Annotated in this window: 13 protein-coding genes; 8 read left to right on the top strand and 5 right to left on the bottom strand. The window is 32.7% G+C overall.

Going from position 1 to position 15,560, the window contains the following annotated elements; all coding sequences use genetic code 11:
• Nucleotides 1-13: 13 nt before the first annotated feature.
• From HYN86_RS09030 to HYN86_RS09020, 3 genes are all read right to left on the bottom strand, one after another.
• Complete coding sequence (locus HYN86_RS09030; protein ID WP_113677731.1) at nt 14-973, bottom strand: GSCFA domain-containing protein; 960 nt, start codon at nt 971-973, stop codon at nt 14-16.
• A gap of 148 nt (nt 974-1,121) precedes the next feature.
• Nucleotides 1,122-2,015, bottom strand: coding sequence for a hypothetical protein (locus HYN86_RS09025; RefSeq protein WP_113677730.1), 894 nt, complete (start codon nt 2,013-2,015; stop codon nt 1,122-1,124).
• Between the two features lie 247 nt (nt 2,016-2,262).
• A complete protein-coding gene (locus HYN86_RS09020; RefSeq protein WP_113677729.1) occupies nt 2,263-3,081 on the bottom strand; it encodes a hypothetical protein in 819 nt (272 codons plus the stop codon).
• Between the two features lie 259 nt (nt 3,082-3,340).
• Here HYN86_RS09020 and HYN86_RS09015 point away from each other — a divergent pair, with 259 nt between their 5' ends.
• Nucleotides 3,341-5,086 (top strand): ABC transporter ATP-binding protein, encoded by a 1,746-nt coding sequence (locus HYN86_RS09015; RefSeq protein WP_113677728.1) that lies wholly within the window; start codon nt 3,341-3,343, stop codon nt 5,084-5,086.
• 165 nt (nt 5,087-5,251) lie between these two features.
• Here the strand turns inward: HYN86_RS09015 and HYN86_RS09010 are convergent, their stop codons facing one another.
• A complete protein-coding gene (locus tag HYN86_RS09010) occupies nt 5,252-5,629 on the bottom strand; it encodes a GxxExxY protein (RefSeq protein ID WP_113677727.1) in 378 nt (125 codons plus the stop codon).
• Nucleotides 5,630-5,739: 110 nt separating this feature from the next.
• The gene (gene alaS / locus HYN86_RS09005) at nt 5,740-8,376 is read right to left on the bottom strand and encodes an alanine--tRNA ligase (protein ID WP_113677726.1); all 2,637 of its coding nucleotides are present in this window, start codon (nt 8,374-8,376) and stop codon (nt 5,740-5,742) included.
• A gap of 282 nt (nt 8,377-8,658) precedes the next feature.
• Between alaS and HYN86_RS09000 the strand changes: the two genes are divergently transcribed.
• From HYN86_RS09000 to HYN86_RS08970, 7 genes are all read left to right on the top strand, one after another.
• Nucleotides 8,659-9,636: a M23 family metallopeptidase gene (locus HYN86_RS09000; RefSeq protein WP_113677725.1), complete on the top strand. Its 978-nt coding sequence runs from the start codon at nt 8,659-8,661 to the stop codon at nt 9,634-9,636.
• Nucleotides 9,637-9,684: 48 nt separating this feature from the next.
• Complete coding sequence (locus HYN86_RS08995) at nt 9,685-10,017, top strand: MerR family transcriptional regulator (RefSeq protein ID WP_026730479.1); 333 nt, start codon at nt 9,685-9,687, stop codon at nt 10,015-10,017.
• A gap of 34 nt (nt 10,018-10,051) precedes the next feature.
• A complete protein-coding gene (locus HYN86_RS08990; RefSeq protein ID WP_095953569.1) occupies nt 10,052-10,636 on the top strand; it encodes a LemA family protein in 585 nt (194 codons plus the stop codon).
• A 56-nt stretch (nt 10,637-10,692) separates the two neighbouring features.
• A complete protein-coding gene (locus tag HYN86_RS08985) occupies nt 10,693-11,130 on the top strand; it encodes a TPM domain-containing protein (RefSeq protein WP_113677724.1) in 438 nt (145 codons plus the stop codon).
• Between the two features lie 3 nt (nt 11,131-11,133).
• Nucleotides 11,134-11,970: a TPM domain-containing protein gene (locus tag HYN86_RS08980; protein ID WP_113677723.1), complete on the top strand. Its 837-nt coding sequence runs from the start codon at nt 11,134-11,136 to the stop codon at nt 11,968-11,970.
• 104 nt (nt 11,971-12,074) lie between these two features.
• Complete coding sequence (locus HYN86_RS08975; RefSeq protein ID WP_057117104.1) at nt 12,075-12,488, top strand: RrF2 family transcriptional regulator; 414 nt, start codon at nt 12,075-12,077, stop codon at nt 12,486-12,488.
• A gap of 249 nt (nt 12,489-12,737) precedes the next feature.
• Complete coding sequence (locus HYN86_RS08970; protein ID WP_113677722.1) at nt 12,738-15,284, top strand: TonB-dependent receptor; 2,547 nt, start codon at nt 12,738-12,740, stop codon at nt 15,282-15,284.
• Nucleotides 15,285-15,560: the final 276 nt, after the last annotated feature.

Here is a 15,560-nt window from a genome sequence, read left to right as displayed (position 1 = left end):
AAGGCTAGTTGATTTAAAATTTTATATGTGGAAGTTTATCTCCTAATGCATTTATTTTCTGCTGTAATTTTGCCAGGAATTTTTGATGCTGTTCAGATTCTGGATTGAAGCTTCTGTGGCGCAGGCTTTTCTGAATTTCGTCTACTTCCTGCATTAGCGCAAAACTCTCTTGTGAAATATAATTTTCGTTGAAAAGTTTCCAGATATAATCTATCGCAATTTGATTAGGATGAATCATATCTTCTGAATAGAAACGATAGTCGCGAAGTTCATCCATCATTATTTCGTAAGACGGGAAATAGTTATGACTTGTGAATTGTGATTTGTCAATTTTTAAAACGTTGTGCAGCGCCGCAAATAAATGCGATTTACTTAACTGGTTTTCTACGAAACCGTCTTTTATATGACGAACTGGAGAAATCGTAAAAATGAAATTTATCTGTGGATTTAAATTTTGAATTAAATTGATTGTATTCTCAATACTTTTTTGAATGACATCAACAGATAATAATTCTTTTGAAAATTGCTTTTGAGGGACTTTATGACAATTAGCAACTACTTCTTCACTTTCTATATTTCTGTAAATCCAAGAAGTTCCTAATGTAATTATAATGTGAGTAGCTTCTTTTACTTGTTGATGTGTTTCAGTGACCGCTTTATTTAATGTTTCTAACAATTCCTGCCTGTCTGAATTGCTTAAATCCGAATGAACATCAAAACTGTGCCAGCGTTCATTATGAAAGAAAACATCTTTTTCTTCAAACAATTCCTGATTGCAGACTCTGCTAAATAGTCTGTCTATTGAAACGGGATTAAATATAATTCCAAAAGGATTTGTTTCATTTTGAAATTTGAAGTAATCGAATTTCTCCGCCATATTTTCTGCAAAACAAGAACCAATAGAAAGTAATTTCGAATTATAATCGATAGGAAAATTACTTTTTGAAATTGGAATTTGGGTTCTAAATTGCATGAGATTGTATTTCTAGTAAATTTCGGATTTTTTTTAGAACTAAACTAATGCATTTAAAACTTCTACCTTAATTTGAATTAATATAAAAATAAAAAAATGCCAGATGGTATTTATATCTGACATTTTACTTTTATAAATATTGAAGTCACTAATACACAAAAAGCAACTCATCTAATTCTACATTGTTAATGTATTTTTTCTTAGGAAATCCATGATTGTAATATTCTAAATCGAATATTTCTCTATTTATAGAAATAATCTGATCCTCATATTTAACAGTTGTCTTTTTTTCTATAATATTATTAGTTCCAAATTCACTTATTCCAAAATCTTCATGCAGCATATCAGGATCAACTCCAATACTTAGATCTCCAAATGCGATTAAATTTAAACCTAAAACATTTTTAAAGGGATTATCTTCATTATCGTATTTATAATCATAAATAATTTTACTGCCGGTATCTCTTGTCAGCACTTTTTTTATGATGTTACCATTTACAATTGTTAGTAGAGCCTTTTCTGTAAGAGCTTTTTCGCCATCAAACCAAAATTTATCGTAAGCCACTATTCCATCTTCATGGTAGGAATAAATAATTTTGGTATTTAACTCCGTGTTATTTTTACTTAACACAAGAATTTGTTGTTTGAGTCTGTTGTTTTCGTAACTATAAAATGTCGTGCCTAACAATCTGTCCGACAAGTAAGATTCAGCTTTTGTTATCAAATTTCCGTCATAACTAAAAATGACCTTTATCCTATAATTCTTATTTGTTCCATCAATCAAATAATTACAGGTAATAGTTTCAATTTTATTCCCTCTGTAAGTAAATGTATTTACCTGATAATGATAGCTATTGCCTGTTCGATAGCCATAATCATCATAATCATCTTTTAACATTTTGTATGTTATGTTTTGAGGTAAAATTGATCTCTCATCATTCGGCTGATTTGGAAAATTGTGTGTTCGCAGGTTATCATCAGAGCAGGACAAAATCAGTAATGACAAAAAAGATGCAAAAAAACAATATAATTTCTCTCTCATAATACTAATAATAAATTCACTACAAATAATGAAAATAACGTTTACTAAAAGTGACTAAAGAAGGCATATTTATAACATTATCAGACATTATTTTATAAGAATCCAACTTAGCTTTTTTTAAATTATTTATCATGTATTATTTTTTGAAATTGTACTCTGCCTTCTTAATTGTATGGTTCTAAATCTAAACCAATAAAAAAACCAAATACAAAAAGTATTTGGTTCAATAGATTAATATATATTTATATTAATAGGTGTATTCTGTTATTGCTTCTACAGTTACTCCATCTTCTCTATATTCTATTTTTTTAGTTGGATATCCATTTGCATTATACTCATAAGTTGTTTTATTAACATATGGCTCTAAAACTTCTGAACCGTAAACAGAAAATTTAGTACGTTTTACAATATTGTTAGAGCTAGATTCATCTTCACCTAATAACAAACTATATCCTAAAACATTTTTTAAAGGAGTATTTTTAGTATCATACTCATACTCACTAGTATAAACATAATGAGAACTTGGCGTTGTATAAGTAACTACAGATTTAGTAATATTTCCATTTACCAAAGTAAGCAAAGCAATATAAGGGCTTTTTGTTTCTATTCCTGTATTATAATCTGTACTATAGCTATCTCTTTTTACAGTCCCGTCAGGATTATATGTATACACAGATCTACCCTTATATTGACCAAACGGATATTGAGATGTGAAATTTTCACTGTAAATTGATTCTGCTAATTTTCCATTTGTATATCTGTATGATACTTCGTAACTTTTAGAATCCTTACCATCTTCAATCTCATAATCAATTTGTTTTACTATTAGATTACCTTCATAGGTATAATCAGTTCTACTGTCTTTTCCAGAAACACTCACAAGTTTATTTCCATTATATGTAACTCCAGATTCTGAATTTTCAGAAGGATACTCTGGATACGTTACTGTAACTGTTTTAACTAAAATCGCATTTGTTCCATTTCCAGAATTATTGTCATCATCATCTTTAGAACAAGATGCAAGAGCAAGAGTTAAAACTCCAAAAAGGCATAAAATTTTTTTCATTTTTTTTTATTAAATTATTTTGCAATAATAATTCCCTGATAAAAATATAATGACTCCTAAAAGACAGAAAAATAACACATTAAGACATAATCTCAAACAAAAGCAAACATTGAAAGACGGAGGCTTTGTTTGAAATTGATTAATCCAAAAATGAAAGCTTAAAGATAATCGATCATATTAGGTTTTTAATAACATAAATCAACTTCACTAACTCAAACTATTCATTACTTTTGCATCTCGCATAAATTAAAATTCACTTATGAAATTATTATATTCTTATATAATCAAACATAAAATGCTACTGTTTTTTGCTTTGATTATGGCTTCCATTAACATTTGTTTCAGTTTATCAGATTCTATTATTACCGGTAAATTAATGCAGGATTGCGGAGTTGGTTTACACAAATACGCAGGAAATCCAACTGGTTTCATCAAATCTTTATCCTTCTGGCTTGGTCTTTCGCTTGGTGCGGCCATGATTTCCAGAATAACCAAAAACTTTCAGGATTATTTCACGAATGTTGTCATCCAAAGAACTGGTGCACAAATGTATACTGATGGAATAAAAAAATCACTTGATTTACCTTATGCAGACTTTGAAGACCAGCGAAGCGGCGAAACTTTGAGCAAACTGACTAAAGTTCGAATCGATTCTGAAAAATTAATTACGCTTTCTATTTCTCTGATTTTTCAAACTATTATCGGATTCATATTTGTAATTATTTATGTTGCCCGAATTGATTTCCGTATTTCGATTATCTTTTTAATTACTGCTCCGATTATTGCTTTGGTAAGTTCATATTTAGGAAAAAAGATTAAAATTGTTTCCAAAAAAATCGTCAACCAAACCAATGCTTTGGCAGGTTCAACGACAGAAAGTTTACGAAATATAGAACTAGTAAAAAGTCTTGGCTTAACCTATCAGGAAGAAAAACGTTTGAATTTAAATACGTTTAAAATTCTTCAGTTAGAACTAGAGAAAGTTCGATTTATTAGAAGTTTGAGTTTTATTCAAGGAACAACAGTTCACTTTTTAAGAACTTGTGTTGTTTTTACTTTATACTACTTTCTATTTGGCGGAAAAATTATTGTGGGCGATTTGCTTACAATGGTCTTTTTTACATTTTTCATTTTTGGTCCTCTGCAAGAGCTTGGAAATTTTATTATTGCCCTTAATGAAACTAAAGTTTCTATGGAAAACTTCAAGAATTTATTGAGTGCTCCAAAAGAATTCCGTCCAAAAAATCCAAAACATGTGGGAGCTATTCAATCCTTATTATTTTCAAATGTGAGTTTTCAGCATAAAACAGCCAAATTTAAAGCGGTTGAAAATATTAATTTTGAAATTAAACAAGGCCAAACCGTAGCATTTGTGGGTCCGTCTGGTTCTGGAAAAACAACTTTAGTGAAATTATTGGTCGGATTATACACCCCAGCCGAAGGTCAGGTTTTATATAACGATATTGATTCAACTGATATTGATTTACTCGATTTAAGAAAACAATTAGGTTTCGTAACGCAGGATGCCCAATTATTCTCAGGAACAATTCGTGAAAACTTGTTATTCGTTAAGCCAAATGCAACCGACGAAGATTTATACGATGCCCTAAAAAGAGCAAGCTGTGACAAACTTTTAAGACGTGCCGAAGATGGTTTAAATACTACAATTGGCGAAGGCGGTATCAAAGTTTCGGGTGGAGAAAAACAACGCTTATCTATTGCCAGAGCGATTCTTAGAAATCCAAATTTATTGATTTTTGATGAAGCGACTTCCGCTTTGGATTCTATTACTGAAGAAGAAATTAATGCTACAATTAGAAACATTTCTGATAAAAATAGAATTACTGTTTTAATTGCTCACCGTTTATCTACTGTAATGCATGCTGATAGAATATTTGTTTTGGAACAAGGTAAAATCATTGAACAAGGTAAACATGATGATCTGATTGTTGAGAAAGGATTGTATTATGCCATGTGGCGTCAGCAGATTGGGGAAAGAAAATAAGAATTGTTTTAATCGCGCAAAGACGCAGAGTCGCAAAGTTTCTTAAGCTTTGCGATTTTGCTTTTTAATAAGTATCTTAATTTTTATAGAAAGAAAAAATCGTGCAAAGGCGCAGAGTCGCAAAATTTTGACTTAGTTTCTTTCGATTGACATTTTGTACCTAATCTAAAGATTATTAACAATCCTTGTAATACCAGATTTAATCAAAGGCACATTAAAATTTATCAGTAAACCTAATTTGATTTGCGTAATTTTTAAATAAGTCATAATTTGTTTCGCATGAACTTCTGTTATTTTTTCAATTGATTTAATTTCTAAAATCAATTTATTTTCAACTATTAAATCGGTTCGAAAACCAATATCCAGTTTTAAGTCATCCCAAAAAACAGGAAGAGCCTTTTGTCTTTCTACCACTAATCCTTTTTTAGTTAACTCGTAATATAAAATCGCTTCATAAACCGATTCTAACAAACCTGGTCCTAATTTTACATGCATTTTATAACAGATATCCACTACAATAGCTGAAATTTCATTTTCGGTCATACTTTAAAAAAATTAAAGTATAAACTTACAAAAATAAGCTTTTATAAAATAAAAAAAGTCGCAAAGCTTAAAAACTTTGCGACTCAGCGTCTTTGTGCGATAAAAAAAACTTACTTCACAAACTCAATTGCGTGAGCCAAAGCCTCCGCAATTCCGTTTGCATTTTTACCTTTTCCAGAAGCGAAGAAAGGCTGTCCTCCTCCGTTTCCTTCAATATATTTACCTAATTCTTTGATTACTGCGTTTGCATTTAAGCTTTTAGCTGCAACCAATTCTTTAGCGATATAACAATGTATATTTGGCAATCCATCTTCAACAGAAGCTAAAAATACGAATGAATCTGGTTTTGAACTTCCTAATGCTGAAGCTAAATCTTTAGTCGACGCCATGCTTAAATCAACTTGTTTAGCTAGGAAATTAACTCCGTTTACTTCTTGGAAATCTTTCTCTAATTCAGATTTTAATGCTCCTACTTTTTCTTTTAATAACTGCTCAACTTGTTTTTTCAATTTCGCATTATCATCTTGTAAAGAAGCAACTGATTTTAAAATATCCTGCGGATTTTTTAATGTTTCTTTTATTTCAGATAACGTATTTTCTTGATTTTGATAGAAGTCTTTTACTGCATCACCTGTAATCGCTTCAATACGACGAATTCCAGCCGCAACAGCACCTTCAGAAATGATTTTGAAATGCCAGATTTCGGCAGTATTTTTCACGTGAATTCCACCACAAAGCTCTTTACTTTCACCAAACTCAATCATACGAACATTATCGCCGTATTTCTCACCAAATAAAGCCATTGCACCTTTATCTAATGCTTCTTTAATCGGAATGTTTCTGTGTTCTACCAATTGCAATTGTGCTTCAATTTGCGCATTTACACTTGCTTCAACCTGACGTAATTCTTCATCTGAAACTTTGCTGAAATGCGAAAAGTCAAAACGCAGATAATTTGGATTTACCAACGATCCTTTTTGCTCTACGTGCGTTCCTAAAATACTTCTCAAAGCCAAATGCATTAAGTGCGTAGCCGAGTGATTTTTAGATGTTGATGTTCTTAACTCAGTATTTACTTTTGCCACAAAACCTGCTTCTACATTTTCTGGAAGCTGTTTTGCAAAATGCAAAATCAGGTTATTCTCTTTTTTAGTATCGATGATTTCGATCGTTTCATTTGCAGAAACCAAAGTTCCTTTATCACCAACCTGCCCTCCTCCTTCTGGATAAAATGGCGTATTGTCTAAAACGATTTGGTACAAAACACCATCTTTTTTAGAATCAACTTTACGAATTCTTGTGATCTTTACTTCGTTTTCTGTTTTATCATAACCCACAAATGTTTCTACATTTCCAGGAATTAAAACCTTCCAGTCTTCTGTAGAAACCTCAGAAGCAGCACGAGAACGTGTTTTTTGTTTTTGTAATTCAACTTCAAATTCTTCTTCTTTATATGAGAAACCTTTTTCTTTTAGAATAAGAGCTGTCAAATCTTTTGGAAAACCAAACGTATCATACAATTCAAAAACCTTAGCCCCAGAAACTTCTTTTCCTGTAGTTTCTGCTACTACATTTTCTAACAATTGTAATCCTTGATCAAGAGTTCTTAAAAAAGAAGCTTCTTCTTCGCGAATTACATTCGTAACCAATTGCTGCTGTGATTTGATTTCCGGGAAAAATTCTCCCATTTGGTTTGCCAGAACTTCTACCAATTTATTGATAAAAGGTTCTTTTGTACCTAAAAATGTAAATCCGTAACGAATAGCACGACGCAAAATTCTACGAATTACATAACCAGCTCCTGTGTTTGACGGCAATTGTCCATCAGCAATTGCAAAAGCAACCGCACGAACGTGATCTACTACAACACGAATCGCAATGTTTGTTTTATTTTGTTCTTCTGAGATATCTTTTACCTCGTCAGATGTATATTTTAAACCTGTAATCTGTTCTACTTTTTCGATAAGCGGTGTAAAAACATCCGTATCATAATTTGATGTTTTACCTTGTAATGCCATACATAAACGCTCAAATCCCATTCCGGTATCAACGTGCTGTGCAGGAAGTTTTTCTAAAGATCCGTCAGCTTTACGGTTGAATTCCATGAATACGTTATTCCAGATTTCAACTACTTGCGGGTGATCATTGTTTACTTCTTCTTTTCCTGGTTTCAAAGCTTTTTCTGCTTCTGGACGTAAATCAACGTGAATTTCAGAACAAGGTCCGCATGGTCCTTGATCTCCCATTTCCCAGAAATTATCTTTTTTATTTCCAAGGATAATTCTGTCCTCGTCAATTAATGTTTTCCAAATATCCCAAGCTTCTTGATCAAAAGGAACATTGTCTTCTTTACTTCCTTCAAAAACAGAAACATAAAGATTTTCTTTAGGAATTTTATAAACTTCTGTCAAAAGCTGCCACGCCCAGTTGATTGCTTCTTTTTTGAAATAGTCCCCAAAAGACCAGTTTCCAAGCATCTCAAACATAGTATGGTGATACGTATCAAAACCTACATCTTCCAAATCATTATGTTTTCCTGACACACGAAGACATTTTTGCGTATCGGCTATTCTTTTACTTTTTGGAGTTCCATTCCCTAAGAAAAATTCTTTAAACTGGGCCATTCCCGAGTTATTGAACATTAAGGTTGGATCATCTTTAAGAACGATAGGAGCCGATGGAACAATTAGGTGTCCATTGCTTTTAAAAAAGTCTAAAAATTGTTTACGTACGTCTTGTGATTTCATATTTAAATTAGAAAATGTATCTGTTTACAAATGTGTCAATTTGATAATTAATCAATTAGGTAATTTGTCAATTTGAAAATGTGATAATAATATGATTTTTTAATTAAAAAACTTTAAGTTAGCAACAATAAAATTATTAATTCATACATTATCTAATTATCTAATTGCCCCAATTATCTAATTAAATTTGTTCTTGTAAAAAAGCGGTAAGCAACTGAAACATTTATGTGTTTTGTTCGTCTAACTTATTTTACGAGCTGCAAAAATAGCGTATTTTAAAATATGGCGAAAGTAAAATATTATTACGACTCAGAAAATCTGGCTTATACGAAAATAAAAACCAGAAAAAGAATTAAAATCGGTTACGCATTACTGTTTTTATTGGCTTCGGCGCTGTTTGGCTTTTTAGTTTTTGTTCTTTTAATTAATACTCCCTATTTTGAAACTCCAAAAGATCGTTTACAGGCACGTGAAATTGAAAATTTAAAATTACAGTATTCGATTTTGAATAAAAAACTGGACGAAATTGATGAAGCTGCAGATGCTTTGGAAGAACGAGACAATAATATTTACAGAGTTTATTTTAATAAAGCTGAAATTCCAGATTCTATAAGAAAAGCAGGTTTTAGAAATCCTGAAAGATACAAAGCTTTAGAAGGTTATAATAATTCGCAATTGGTTACAAACACTACTAAAAGAGTAGATAAACTTTCAAAACAATTGGCAATTCAATCTCAATCATTAGATGAAATATTGAAATTAGCCGGCGCAAAAGAAAATTTATTATTAGCGATTCCAGCGATTCAGCCGGTTCAAAATGAAAATTTAAAACGTGTTGCTTCTGGTTTTGGATATAGAATTGATCCTTTCACGAAAGTGCGAAAAATGCACAACGGAATGGATTTCACTGCCAACACAGGAGCTCCAATTTTTGCAACTGGCGACGGCGTTGTGGCAAGAGCTGACAACACAGCGTCTGGCTTTGGAAACCATGTTGTAATCAGGCACGGTTTTGGATATGAGAGTTTGTATGCGCATTTAAGCAAATACAACTGCAGACCCGGACAACATGTCAAACGAGGCGATGTTATTGGTTATGTTGGAAGTACAGGAAGATCTGAAGGGCCTCATTGTCATTACGAGGTTCATAAAGATGGAAAAGTGGTGAATCCATTAAATTTTTACTACGGAAATATTTCTGCGGCAGAATATGTGGCAATTTCGCAAATGGCAAACCAAGAAAATCAATCATTAGATTAATATCACGAAAAAATAGTATTTTTGGAATAAAATAGAAAAAAACGAATCATGCATATTGAACTTTCTAAAGATAAAAGATATTACAGTATTGGCGAAGTTGCCAAAGCTTTTAATGTCAATGCTTCTTTGATACGCTTTTGGGACAGCGAATTTGATATTTTAAAGCCTAAGAAAAATGCAAAGGGAAACAGAATGTTCACGCCGGAGGATGTTACCAATCTTCAGTTAATTTACCACTTGGTCAAAGAAAGAGGTTTTACGCTTGAAGGTGCCAAAATACATTTAAAAGAGGGACAGAAGAAAACATTAGATAAATTCGAAATAATACGTAAATTAGAGTCGATAAAAACACAATTGAACGACATCAAAAACGAATTGTAATTAAAAATAGATATAAACATAAATCAAAACAAACATGAAAAAGTGGTTAATCCCTGTAGGAATTATTATAGCACTTATTGCTATTATCGCATTTTGGTCGATTGGTATTAAAAATACTGCTTTACAACACAGTCAAGCCGTAAATAAAGAATGGGGAAATGTTCAAACGGCTTACCAAAGACGTAATGATCTTATCGGGAACTTAGTAAACACTGTAAAAGGTGCCGCTGATTTTGAAAAAGGAACTTTAACAGCTGTAATCGAAGCTCGTGCAAAAGCTACTTCGGTAACAATTGATCCAAGTAATGTAACTCCAGAGCAATTAAAAGAATTTAATCAAGCTCAAAGCGGGGTAAGTTCATCATTATCAAGATTATTGGTTTCTGTTGAGCAATATCCAACTTTAAAAGCAAACGAAAATTTCTTAAAATTGCAAGACGAATTAGCAAGTACTGAAAACCAGATTTTAACGGCTAGAACTCGTTTTAATGAAGCTGTACAAGTTTATAACGGTTATGTTTTGAAAATTCCAAACAACTGGTTCTTGAGCGAATACAAAGAAAAACCTTATTTCGAAGCTTCTACTGGAGCAGACAAACCTGTTGAAGTAAAGTTCTAAAAATTTTAGACAACAATTTATAATCTAAAATCAACATTTAAACTCTAAAATTAGTCATGTCAAAAGTAGAAGATTTTTTAACCAAAGAAGAAGAACAAGAGATTGTTGAAGCTATTCGCATGGCCGAAAAAAATACTTCTGGCGAAATTAGGGTTCATATAGAAAAAACAACTTCTAAAGCTCATTTTGATAGAGCTTTAGAAGTTTTTCATGAATTGCGAATGGATGAAACAAGATTGCAGAATGGCGTCTTGCTTTATTTTGCAGTTGATGATAAAAATTTCGTGATTTGCGGTGATAAAGGAATTAACGATTTGGTTTCAGCTGATTTTTGGGGTTGTACCAAAGATGTCATGACTTCTCATTTTAAATCTGGAAATTTTAAACAGGGAATTGTCGATGGCATTTTAAACGCTGGAGAACAACTGAAAAAATATTTCCCTTCATTAGCAGACGACTCAAACGAATTATCTAACGAAATCTCAAAAGGATAAATAATGAAAAATTCCAAAAATAAAATCTCAAATTCCAATAGAATTTTTCAGTTTACTCTTTTATTTATATCGTTTTTAACCTGTAATATCATTTTCGCACAATTTGAAATTCCAGAAAAACCTAGTTTTCAAACTTCTGTTTACGATTACGCTAATGTTTTAAGTTCTACTGAAAAAGAACAATTAGAAAAAAAACTCATTCGCTATTCTGACTCCACTACAACGCAGATTGTAGTTATTACTATTGAAAGCCTTAAAGGTGAAGATGTGAGTCAGCTCGCAACAAAATGGGGACAGACTTGGGGAATTGGAGGAACAAAACAAGATGATAATGGTGTTGTGATTCTATTAGCTAAAAATGAAAAAAAGATAGCTATTAATCCAGGATACGGAGTCGAAGATCGTTTAACTGCTGGAATCGGTGGTACAATAATTCGAAATATTATAATCCCAGAATTTAAAGCTGGAAGTTTTTACAATGGCCTAGATAAAGGTACCGACGCAATTATTGATGTTTTTAAAGGAAAATTTAAAGGCGAACGCAAACAAACTAAAGGCAAAGATTTTCCAATTTTCCCTTTTATTGTTATTGTAGTCATTGTTCTAATTTTACTTGCCCGCAATAAAAGAGGCGGCGGAGGTAATTCTGGCAATAATGGCGGAGGCGGTCCCAGCCTGCTTGACGTGATTATTCTAAGTAATCTTGGAAGAAGCGGCGGCGGCGGATTTGGAGGTTTCGGCGGCGGATCATCTGGTGGTGGTTTCGGTGGCGGCGGAGGTTTCGGCGGTGGATTTGGAGGCGGAGGTTTCTCTGGTGGTGGTTCTAGCGGAGGCTGGTAAACTTATTTTGTTTCAAGTTTTTTTGGTTTCTCCCGAAGTCTCGGTATCAAGTTTAGGTTTCAAGTTTAAAAAATCTTATTTTTACAATTTACAATTCAATATAGATGTTATCACATAAAGCAAAATACGCCCTTAAGGCCTTACTTTATTTAGCAGAACAAGACGAAAATCACATTTCTAGAACGGTAGAAATAGCTGATGGCGCCAATATTCCTAAAAAGTTTTTAGAACAGATTTTATTAGATCTAAAACGTGGCCGTTTTGTGAGTAGTAAGCAGGGAAAATTTGGTGGATACTATCTGATTAAATCAAAAAATGATATTACTCTGGCAGAAATTCACCGATTATTTGACGGTGCAATAGCTCTCTTGCCATGTGCTTCTTTAAATTTTTACGAGCCTTGTTCTGATTGTAAAACCGAGTCTGAATGCAGTCTGCGCCACGGTTTAATGCTAATTCGAGACAAAACTTTGAAGGCTATGGAAGGTATCACAATCGCTTCATTAGTAAATAAATAAAAAAATATTTTCTAATTCCTAGTAAATCGATAGAATTAATATTTATATTTGCAGAAATAATTAACTAATCATTTACTAAATTTTAACTCATGAAAGTACATTCTAGTCAATCAGGTGTAACAAAACTTTTGCAAAACAAACCAAAAAGACTTTCAGCCTCTACTGAGAGCAATTCATTTATAATGTATATGTGTTGATTTAAAAAAATTTTATTTTAAATTCTACTAATCATATATACTTAATATAAAAATGAAAACATCTATAAAAAATATCTTTACATTATTATTCTTTTTAACCTTTTCTATTTCATTTGCACAAAATGTTGAAGGTGTAATTACAACAAGTGAAAACATACCTTTAGAAGCAGTAAACGTAGTAATTAAAGGAACAACTCATAGTGCTGTTACAGACAACAGCGGTAAATTTATCATTGACTCGCAAGGCAGATTACCATTGACTCTTTTAATTCAGTATGTTGGATATAAAACAACTGAAATTGAATTAACTGCAATTCCTGCCAATCCAATTCAAGTTTCATTAAGAGAAGAAAATGAACTAGTTGAAGTTGTCGTTTCTTCAAGACGCCGTATCGAAAAAGTTCAAGATGTGCCCATTGCAATTTCTGTAATTACAGGAAAACAAGCAGAACAAACTGGAGCATTTAACGTGAATCGTATTAAAGAATTGGTTCCTTCTGTTCAGCTTTACTCTTCAAACCCAAGAAATACGGGTATCAATATTAGAAGTTTAGGTTCTCCATTTGGGTTAACAAATGATGGTATTGATCCAGGTGTTGGTTTCTACGTTGATGGTGTTTATTACGCGCGTCCGGCTGCTACAACACTTGATTTTATCGATGTAGAACAAATTGAAGTTTTACGTGGACCGCAGGGCTCATTATTCGGAAAAAACACAACTTCTGGAGCTTTTAATATTACAACTCGCAAACCAAGTTTTAATTCTGGCGCTGACTTTGAAGTAAGTTATGGAAATTATAATTTCTTGCAGGCTAAAGCTTCCCTTACAGGCGCTTTAGGTAAAAAAGTTGCTGGTAGAATATCTTTCTCTGGTACACAACGTGATGGATTAGTGGATAATGTGGCGACAGGAAGACCTACAAATACATTAAACAATCAGGGAATTAGAGGACAATTACTTTGGACTCCAACAGTGAATACCAATGTTATATTTGCTGCTGATATTACAACACAGCGTCCTGACGGATATGCACAAGTTATTGCTGGTGTAGCTCCTACACAAAGAGCTGCTTATCGTCAATTTGATGCTATTATTGCTGACTTAAATTATCAGCTGCCAAGCCAAAATGCATTTGATCGTAAAATTGACCAAGATACTCCTTGGCGTTCTAATCAAGATATGGGAGGTTTCTCTTTAAATGTTGATACAAAAATTGGAGGCGGAACTCTTACCTCAACAACTGCATGGCGTTTTTGGAATTGGGATCCTTCAAATGATAGAGACTTTACAGGATTACAAGTTTTGGCAAAATCTCAAAATCCGACAAGACAAACTCAAATTACACAAGAAGTTCGTTACGCAGGACAGTTAACATCTAAAATCAGCGGTGTTGTTGGAGTATTCTTTATTGATCAAACTTCTCAAACGGATGGTACTGAAGAATCTGGAAATGCGCAATGGAGATTTGCTCAAAGTTCAACTAGTGCTTTATGGAGAACTCCAGGTCTTTTTGAAGGATACGGAATTAAAACCGATGCAAATATTAGAGCTTCTAGTGCTGCAGTATTTGGTCAAATTGATTGGGCTATTACTGATTTTCTGCATGTTTTACCTGGTTTACGTTATAACTTTGATAAAAAAGATGCGCATTATGCCCGTACAACTTACGGAGGTTTACAAACAACAGATCCTGCTTTACTTGCTTTGAAAAGACAAGTATATTCTGATCAGGCATTTGATTCAGCTATTGACAATACAGATTTTTCTGGAAACATTACCGTTACTCTTAAAGCGTCTGATAGGATCAATGCTTATGGAACTTTCGCGAAAAGTTATAAACCTGTGGGTGTAAACGTAGCGGGGCTTCCAACCAATTCAGCTGGTCAGCCATTATTAGAACTTGCCGTTATTAAACCTGAAAAAGTATATCATTATGAAGTTGGTGTTAAAACCTCACCATTTAAAAATTCGATTTTAAATGTTGCATTGTTCAAAACAGATATTAAAGATTTCCAAACTAACGTTCAGGCAGCTGAATTAGGTGTTAACCGTGGTTATCTTGCGAATGCAGATGAAGTGCAAGTACAAGGTGTAGAACTAGATGCTAGTTTTGTTATAAATCAGCATTTAACAATTAATGGTGCTGCAACTTATACTGATGGAAAATATGTAAAATTTACAAATGCGCCTCTTCCATTAGAAGAAACTGGAGCTCCAGTATCATTTAAAGATGTTTCGGGATCTGCGCTTCCTGGTGCTTCAAAATGGGCGGGATCTTTAGGTGGAGAACTTTCAGACAACGCAAGATTCTTCGGAAATGCAGGAAAAATTTTCCTAGCTGTTGATTCTTATGCCCGTTCTGAGTTTTCTTCGAGTCCTTCAGCTTCAAAATATTTAGTTGTTGCGGGATATGCAATTTTCAATGCACGTCTAGGTTTCCGTGCGGGACAAGGCTTATCTGTTCACTTCTGGGGACGTAACCTTTTAAATAAAGACTACTATGAGCAATTATTGCCAGCTGGTGGTAACTCAGGCCAATATGCGGGAGTATTAGGTGATCAAAGAACTTACGGAGTTACGTTGAAGTACTCATTGTAAGGTTAGAGTTAATTAGTTTAGTATTAAAACCGAGATATATTTAAAATGTATTTCGGTTTTTTAATTTTAGATTTTAGATTTTAGATTTTAGATTTTAGATTTTAGATTTTAGATTTTAGATTTTAGATTTTAGATTTTAGATTTTAGATTTTAGATTTTAGATTTTAGATTTTAGATTTTAGATTTTAGATTTTAGATTTTAAAAAACCCGAATCAAATTAAAAATTTGATTCGGGTTTTTTAAAATTATCCCTTTGTCCCTTTGTCCCTTTGTCC

It is taken from the genome of Flavobacterium fluviale (assembly GCF_003312915.1).
Lineage (GTDB): Bacteria > Bacteroidota > Bacteroidia > Flavobacteriales > Flavobacteriaceae > Flavobacterium > Flavobacterium fluviale.
Note: the sequence above shows the minus strand (reverse complement) of the source record. Positions and strands in the feature narration are given on the sequence as shown.

Bases quoted from the DNA above. Each gene is read 5' to 3' on its own strand.
- HYN86_RS08970 (WP_113677722.1), top strand. From the start codon at position 12,738: ATGAAAACATCTATAAAAAATATCTTTACATTATTATTCTTTTTAACC.
- HYN86_RS08975 (WP_057117104.1), top strand. From the start codon at position 12,075: ATGTTATCACATAAAGCAAAATACGCCCTTAAGGCCTTACTTTATTTA.
- alaS (WP_113677726.1), bottom strand. From the start codon at position 8,376: ATGAAATCACAAGACGTACGTAAACAATTTTTAGACTTTTTTAAAAGC.
- HYN86_RS09015 (WP_113677728.1), top strand. From the start codon at position 3,341: ATGAAATTATTATATTCTTATATAATCAAACATAAAATGCTACTGTTT.
- HYN86_RS08995 (WP_026730479.1), top strand. From the start codon at position 9,685: ATGCATATTGAACTTTCTAAAGATAAAAGATATTACAGTATTGGCGAA.
- HYN86_RS08990 (WP_095953569.1), top strand. From the start codon at position 10,052: ATGAAAAAGTGGTTAATCCCTGTAGGAATTATTATAGCACTTATTGCT.
- HYN86_RS09000 (WP_113677725.1), top strand. From the start codon at position 8,659: ATGGCGAAAGTAAAATATTATTACGACTCAGAAAATCTGGCTTATACG.
- HYN86_RS08985 (WP_113677724.1), top strand. From the start codon at position 10,693: ATGTCAAAAGTAGAAGATTTTTTAACCAAAGAAGAAGAACAAGAGATT.
- HYN86_RS09025 (WP_113677730.1), bottom strand. From the start codon at position 2,015: ATGAGAGAGAAATTATATTGTTTTTTTGCATCTTTTTTGTCATTACTG.
- HYN86_RS08980 (WP_113677723.1), top strand. From the start codon at position 11,134: ATGAAAAATTCCAAAAATAAAATCTCAAATTCCAATAGAATTTTTCAG.
- HYN86_RS09020 (WP_113677729.1), bottom strand. From the start codon at position 3,081: ATGAAAAAAATTTTATGCCTTTTTGGAGTTTTAACTCTTGCTCTTGCA.
- HYN86_RS09010 (WP_113677727.1), bottom strand. From the start codon at position 5,629: ATGACCGAAAATGAAATTTCAGCTATTGTAGTGGATATCTGTTATAAA.
- HYN86_RS09030 (WP_113677731.1), bottom strand. From the start codon at position 973: ATGCAATTTAGAACCCAAATTCCAATTTCAAAAAGTAATTTTCCTATC.